This is a genomic window from Microcystis sp. M53602_WE12, from assembly GCF_030065455.1.
Lineage (GTDB): Bacteria > Cyanobacteriota > Cyanobacteriia > Cyanobacteriales > Microcystaceae > Microcystis > Microcystis aeruginosa.
Genome location: NZ_JASJFB010000058.1, coordinates 1 through 6,657 on the forward strand (window position 1 = coordinate 1; position 6,657 = coordinate 6,657).

Sequence of the window (6,657 nt, forward strand, 5' to 3'; positions counted from 1 at the left end):
ATCCCGGCTATTTTGAGGGCAGCGATGTCCGTCCAGTGGTGGATGGAGTAACCCGTTAAGCTGAGGAGACTCCGAGACAGGAGACTCCGAGACAGGAGAAGGGAGGGGTAATTATGAATGATGAATTATTGTGTAAGATGGTGATCGCACTACAACGCCCACCCTACTCCAATGGAAAGGCTATAGATGACTACTACTCTTGAAAGCTTACAGGAATTTATTGATTTTTGTCAACAGCATATTACTGGCAAAGAAAGGAAAGAAGCTCAGATTTTCCTAGACCGTTTCTTTCGAGCTTTTGGTCATAAAGGTGCGTTAGAAGCGGGTGCAACCTATGAGGAGGCGATTACTAAAGGTAGCAAGAAAGGTAAAACAGGATTTGCTGATTTAGTTTGGAAACCTCGTGTTTTAATTGAAATGAAAAAGCGAGGAGAAGATTTAAGTAAGCACTATCCCCAAGCTTTTGAATACTGGAGTCGATTGGTTCCTAATCGCCCTCGCTATGTCTTATTATGTAATTTTGATCAGTTCTGGATTTTTGATTTTGATCTTCAAATAGATGAACCGGTAGATCGAGTAAATCTCAACGATTTGAAAAATCGGGTCAGTGCGTTCAATTTTATGGAAGTAGGGAATCGTACCCCTATCTTTCAGAATAATCAAGTCGAGATTACAGAAACGGCGGCGCGGCGGATGGGTGAGTTATTTCAACTGTTAAAAAAACGCAGTCATAAAAGCGGTTTTGATGAGTTGACGGCCCAGCGATTTATTTTGCAGTGTGTCTTAGCAATGTTTGCTGAGGATCGAGGATTGTTACCAAGAGATTTATTTATTTCTTGTGTACAAGAATGTCTAAATGGGGGCAATTCCTATGATGTCTTGGGGGGATTATTTCAACAGATGAACCAACCCGGAATTACCCCCGTTGGCAAGTATCAGGGAGTGGATTATTTTAATGGGGGACTGTTTAGTATAATTCATCCAATTGAATTAACTAATAAAGAATTAGAGTTTCTGGATGTGGCGGCGCGTCAGGATTGGAGTAAGATCCGTCCGGCAATTTTTGGTAATATTTTTGAGGGGACGGCTAATGCTGAAGAACGCCACACCTACGGAATGCACTTTACCTCAGAAGCGGATATTATGAAAATTGTTCGCCCAACTATTAGCCGTTACTGGGAGGAGAGAATTGAGCAAGCTGGGACGATTGGTGAGTTAAATACACTTCAGTTAGAATTACAGCAGTATAAGGTATTAGATCCGGCTTGCGGTTCGGGTAATTTTCTCTATGTCGCCTATCAAGAATTAAAGCGCATTGAACAGTTATTAATTGAAAAAATTGCTAACCGTCGTCGTTCTGCTAATGACCAGTTACAGATTAGTTTTGTTACGCCTAAACAGTTTTATGGAATGGATATTAATCCTTTTGCTGTAGAATTAGCGCGGGTGACTTTAATGATTGCCAGAAAGGTGGCAATTGATAAGTTTAATTTGACGGAAGCTTCTTTACCTTTGGATACTTTGGATAGTAATATTATCTGTGCTGATGCTTTGTTTACGGATTGGCAAAAAGCAGACGCAATTATCGGTAATCCTCCATTTTTGGGAGGTAAACACATGAGATTAAATCTCAGTGATGATTATGTTAATAAAGTGTTTGGAAGGTTTTCTGAGGTTAAAGACTCGGTTGATTTTTGTTCCTATTGGTTTCGTCTAGCACATAATCAATTAGATGAGAAAGGAAGAGCGGGTTTAGTCGGAACTAATTCTATTAGTCAAGGAAAAAGTCGTGTAGCAGCGTTGGATTATATTACTCACAATGGTGGACACATTCATGAGGCGATTTCTACTCAGCCTTGGTCTGGTGAAGCTAATGTTCATGTTAGTATTGTCAATTGGAGTAAAGTTGAACCAGTAAGTTATTATTTAGATAATCATCAAGTTTCTCAGATTAATTCTTCTTTAAAACCGACTTTAGATGTTTCTCAATCTCCACGATTAAAAGCTAATCTTAGTCAATGTTTTCAAGGAGTGATTCCTGTTGGTAAAGGTTTTCTAGTTAGTGAAAAACAAGTTGATGAATGGATTAAACAAGAACCTAAAAATACAGATGTCCTTAAGTTGTTTTCAATGGGAGCAAATCTAGCTAAAAATCCTCACGGTAAGCCAGAACGCTGGATTATTGATTTTAATGATATGAGTTTGGAGGATGCTAGTGAATATAAACTACCTTTTGAGCATATTAAAGTAAATGTTAAGCCAGAAAGAGAGATAAATCGGATGAAAGTCAGAAGAGAGAATTGGTGGAAGATGGGATCGAATGCTTCAATAATGAGAGAATATATTGTTAAAAAATCGTTTTATTTTACTGTCCCACGAGTCTCTAAATGGGCGGTTTTTATTCCAGCACCTCTTGACTGGCTTCCTGGAGATTTAAATATTGTTCTTGCCTCCGATGATTTCTACATTCTCGGTATCCTGACATCTAAGATTCATCGCCTCTGGGTAAAAGCTCAAAGTTCAACTCTTGAAGACAGAACTCGCTATACTAATACAACCTGTTTTGAAACCTTCCCTTTTCCCCAGAAACCTTCACAGGAACTTGTCGAAAAAATCCGTCAAACCGCCGGGGAATTACACGAATACCGCAGCCAACAGATGGAGAAAAAACAATGGGGAATCACCAAACTATATAACCAATTCTTTAACGAACCCAGTAGCCAACTGTATCAACTCCATCAGAAATTAGACAAGCTAGTGATGGAAGCCTATCACTTCCAAGCTGACGACGACATCTTAGAGAAACTATTAACCTTAAACCTGGAATTAGCAGAAAAAGAGAAGCGAGGAGAAACCGTCATCGGTCCCTGGTCTCCTTACTCTTAGATTGTAGAATTGGTAAAGAGTAATCGTCGAAGTTATTGGGTTGCGCTTTTTCAAGCGAATTGAGCTATTTTCGCCCCAGTATTGTTGCGCTCAACTCAAACTATGGGGCGATGCGCTCTGCTACCCAGTGCCTTCGCCATCGCACTTAAACCCACAGCTGCAATTAAGTAGGTAGGCGTTAAAAATTGTCAGACACCACCTTTATCAAGGGTAGGGTTGATTCATGAATCAACCCTACCTTATCAAGGGGGGGCAGGGGGGATCGAACCTAAAATCCATTTTTAATTTAATTATAACCAGCTACTTATAAACCGCTTGGCAACATCAAAAAGACTCTTTTTGGTTTGTCTAGTCGGACAACTGATAGGAGAAAAACTGGTAAAAGGCTTTAAATTTTCCTTAAGCTTTGTTGAGGTGGCCGGAAGAGGGGGTTAGAGTGGGAAGTGATGGAATTTTGGGCATATTTTCCTATGACGCTGACTGAATTTGGATTATTAGCGGGTTTACTTGTCCCCGGTATCCTGCTCTCGATTTTAGTGATGGTGAGTTTTGCCAAAGGGGGCTAAAAACCGATAGAGACACCGATGAAAGTGTCTCTATCTTTTTGGGGTGAAGATTAATCTATTTTTGGTTTTTTGCCTAATTTAATTGATTCTGTAGCTAACAAAATTGATTCTAAATGATGGCGCTTCTCCACTTGACCGAGGAAATAACCGGTCATCATCGCTGAAGCGAGAAGATTAGCCAAATTCTCGCGGTCGGTGGTAATTTGTACCGCGAAATCCTCTGAGGGCAGCATTCCCACCAATCCCCTGACGTTTTGCGAGATAATATCTTTAATTTCGCTACTGACGGATTGGGCTATTCTCTCAAGGGTTTCAGGATGCTGCTGCTGGAGATACTGCATCAGACAGTTATCGTTTTGTTCTTCGGTTTCCCAGGGAAAAAAATCAGGATTAAAAGTCATCAGAACTCCCACGCTGTAGTGGTTATTGGATCTAGGTTAACAAATCGCTCTTCTTGATTGCCTGAAGTCCCCCCCATCTTCTTCAAGTTTAGCTCAGTGATCAAACATTCACCCTTAATATACTCTCTCTCTCCTTATTCCCGATCGGTAGCTTCCAGAATACCCTGTTCTCTAAGATTGTCAACCTCGAAATATTGATGAAATTTATCGGTTAATTCTAACCAGTACGATCTACCTTCATTTTGCTTGCGTTTTCTCACAAATCCTCGTTCTACCAAGTCCTGAACCTGTTGATAGGCCGTACTGCCTCGTAAATTAATTAAATCCGCTTGTAAAATCGGTTCTTTTAGTGCGATCGCTGCTAAAGTACGGAGGGTTCCTGTGCCTAATTCGGCCGGGATCAGGTCTTCGATCAAATTCTGATAAGCTGACCGCAATTGTAAACTATAACCGAGGGGGGTTTCCACCACTTCCAAGGCACTATCCCGGTGTGCATAATCGGACATTAACTCGATCATGGCATCTTCCACCGTCAAGCGATCGCTGTTGGTTAATGTCACCATCTCGGTTAAGGGGACAGGCTGCCCTTTTAGGTAAAGTATCGCTTCTAGACGGGTAGCTAGTCTGATCTCCTGGTGGGCTTCCGCGCTCAATCTCGACTACCTAAGTTTAGACAATGATTTAATATTCTACTAGAAGACGAACGAGAAAATTATGGAAACTTTTTGGAGTCAGGTTTTAGACTTTTGTTATCAGGCTACCGAGCAGGTGGGCGATCGCCTAGTAGCTGATTTTGGCAAATTACAGGCCACCAATAAAGCAGACGGGACTTTAGTGACGGCTGCCGACCGTTGGTCCGATGGCGAATTGCGATCATTAATTGCCCGCACTTTCCAGGATCATGGAGTCTTAACCGAGGAAACTACCCATATTTTCCCGGATCAAGAATGGTGTTGGGTAGTGGATCCAATCGACGGCACGACTAATTTTACTCGCGGTATTCCCATCTGGGGCATTTCCCTAGGACTTCTCTACCGGGGGACTCCCGTGTTCGGATTTGTTTATCTCCCCTGCCTGAAACAGGCCTATTATGGTTATTGGTACGGTGAGACGGGTTTAACCGGTCCAGAGGGAGCCTACCGCGATGGTCAACCGATTCACACCAGCGAAGATTTTCCCAGCAAAAATCATCTGTTTAATCTCTGCGCTCGTAGTACAGGTGTATTTAAAAACCCCTTTCCCTGCAAAGTGCGGATGATAGGAGTGGCTAGTTATAATCTGCTTTTGGTTGCCGATGGCACGGTTTTGGGAGGAGTGGAAGCAACCCCGAAAGTCTGGGATATTGCTGCGGTTTGGGCAATTCTACAGGCCGCCGGCGGGGTATTTATCTCTTTAGGAGAAAAGATTTTTCCCTTGCAGGTGGGGGAAAATTATAGCGATCGATCCTATCCCTGTTTAGCCGTGGCTCGATCGAATTTAGCGCCAGTTTTCTTGCCTTTAGTCGGTTTTCTCAAGGATGTTGCTTGAATGGAGAATTGCTCAGGTTAGAATAGCTGCATTTATTGGTTTTATCTCTATTTAGGGCTTGCTGAATAAATCTAAAAACCTTGTTGGATAATATCTTTAAGCTTGTTTGAAATCAAAAACTGCCAGCCCTTGGAGTGATCAGGGGGGAAATTTAGGCACTTTTTGCCTGAAAATTAGGTAATTGACCCCCTGAAAATCGGTAAAACCCTACACTCCACACCCTACACCCCACACCCTGCCCCCACGAATTTATTTCATGAGTTTTGATACTTCCTCTCTCAGCGAACGCAACGATAAAGCCGAAGTCTATCAGCCGGTAATTATTCGCCTCGAAAATGTGTCTAAAATCTACGGCAGTGGCGAAACCATGGTTAAAGCCCTCAATAACATCAATTTAAGCCTAAAAAAAGGGGAATATTGCGCTATTATGGGGGCTTCGGGTTCGGGAAAATCCACGGCCATGAATATTATCGGCTGTCTTGATCGTCCCACCTTGGGAGCTTATTATCTAGAAAATCTGGACGTTTCCACGCTGCCGGATGGGGATTTAGCCCAGATTCGCAATCGTAAAATCGGCTTTGTTTTCCAGCAATTCCATCTTTTACCCCAGATGAGTGCGCTGGAAAATGTCATGTTACCAATGATTTATGGTGGGGTTTCTCCCCAAGAAAGAAAGGAAAGAGCGATCGCTGCTTTAACGAAGGTAAAATTAGATAATCGACTGCACAATAAACCCAATCAATTATCGGGGGGACAACAGCAGCGCGTCGCTATTGCTAGGGCAATTGTCAATCAACCCATATTATTACTTGCTGATGAACCGACGGGGGCGCTAGACTCGAAAACTACCCAAGAGGTGATGGCTATTTTCTCGGAATTGAATAACAGTGGCATTACTATCGTCATGGTAACTCATGAGGCTGATGTGGCGCGTCACTCTCAGCGCATTATTTGGTTTAAGGATGGTGAAGTGGTTTATCCTAATCTCGCACCGACGGATTTACATGAGGTGATTGGGTAGGGTGGGGATTTTTCAGTTATCAGTGAACAGTAATCAGTAAACAGTGAAAAGAAAACGACAACTTCCTATATAACTGATTCAAAGCTGATGGCTTACTGCTATAGGTTTGAAACTATTTAACTAGGGTTTGCTGAATAATGGTAAAACCCTTTTAAAATAAAGCTTTTGACCTGTTAAAGTCCGATGTTCATGCTGCGAAAATAGGATTGGGACGTTCAAAAACCTTGCATTATCCTTCTTGTAGTACATCGCTTGG

Annotated in this window: 5 protein-coding genes; 3 read left to right on the forward strand and 2 right to left on the reverse strand. The window is 42.1% G+C overall.

Going from position 1 to position 6,657, the window contains the following annotated elements; genetic code table 11:
• Nucleotides 1-186 precede the first annotated feature (186 nt).
• Entirely contained in the window at nt 187-2,886 is a 2,700-nt protein-coding gene (locus PX482_RS02580; protein WP_288122034.1) for a DNA methyltransferase, read from the forward strand.
• Between the two features lie 616 nt (nt 2,887-3,502).
• Here the strand turns inward: PX482_RS02580 and PX482_RS02585 are convergent.
• A complete protein-coding gene (locus PX482_RS02585) occupies nt 3,503-3,853 on the reverse strand; it encodes a DUF760 domain-containing protein (protein WP_002735620.1) in 351 nt (116 codons plus the stop codon).
• A gap of 134 nt (nt 3,854-3,987) precedes the next feature.
• Nucleotides 3,988-4,506 (reverse strand): SMC-Scp complex subunit ScpB, encoded by a 519-nt coding sequence (gene scpB, locus PX482_RS02590; RefSeq protein WP_002763004.1) that lies wholly within the window; start codon nt 4,504-4,506, stop codon nt 3,988-3,990.
• A gap of 61 nt (nt 4,507-4,567) precedes the next feature.
• Between scpB and PX482_RS02595 the strand changes: the two genes are divergently transcribed.
• Nucleotides 4,568-5,380, forward strand: coding sequence for an inositol monophosphatase family protein (locus PX482_RS02595; RefSeq protein WP_288122036.1), 813 nt, complete (start codon nt 4,568-4,570; stop codon nt 5,378-5,380).
• Nucleotides 5,381-5,636: 256 nt separating this feature from the next.
• Nucleotides 5,637-6,401: an ABC transporter ATP-binding protein gene (locus PX482_RS02600; RefSeq protein WP_002763001.1), complete on the forward strand. Its 765-nt coding sequence runs from the start codon at nt 5,637-5,639 to the stop codon at nt 6,399-6,401.
• Nucleotides 6,402-6,657 lie beyond the last annotated feature (256 nt).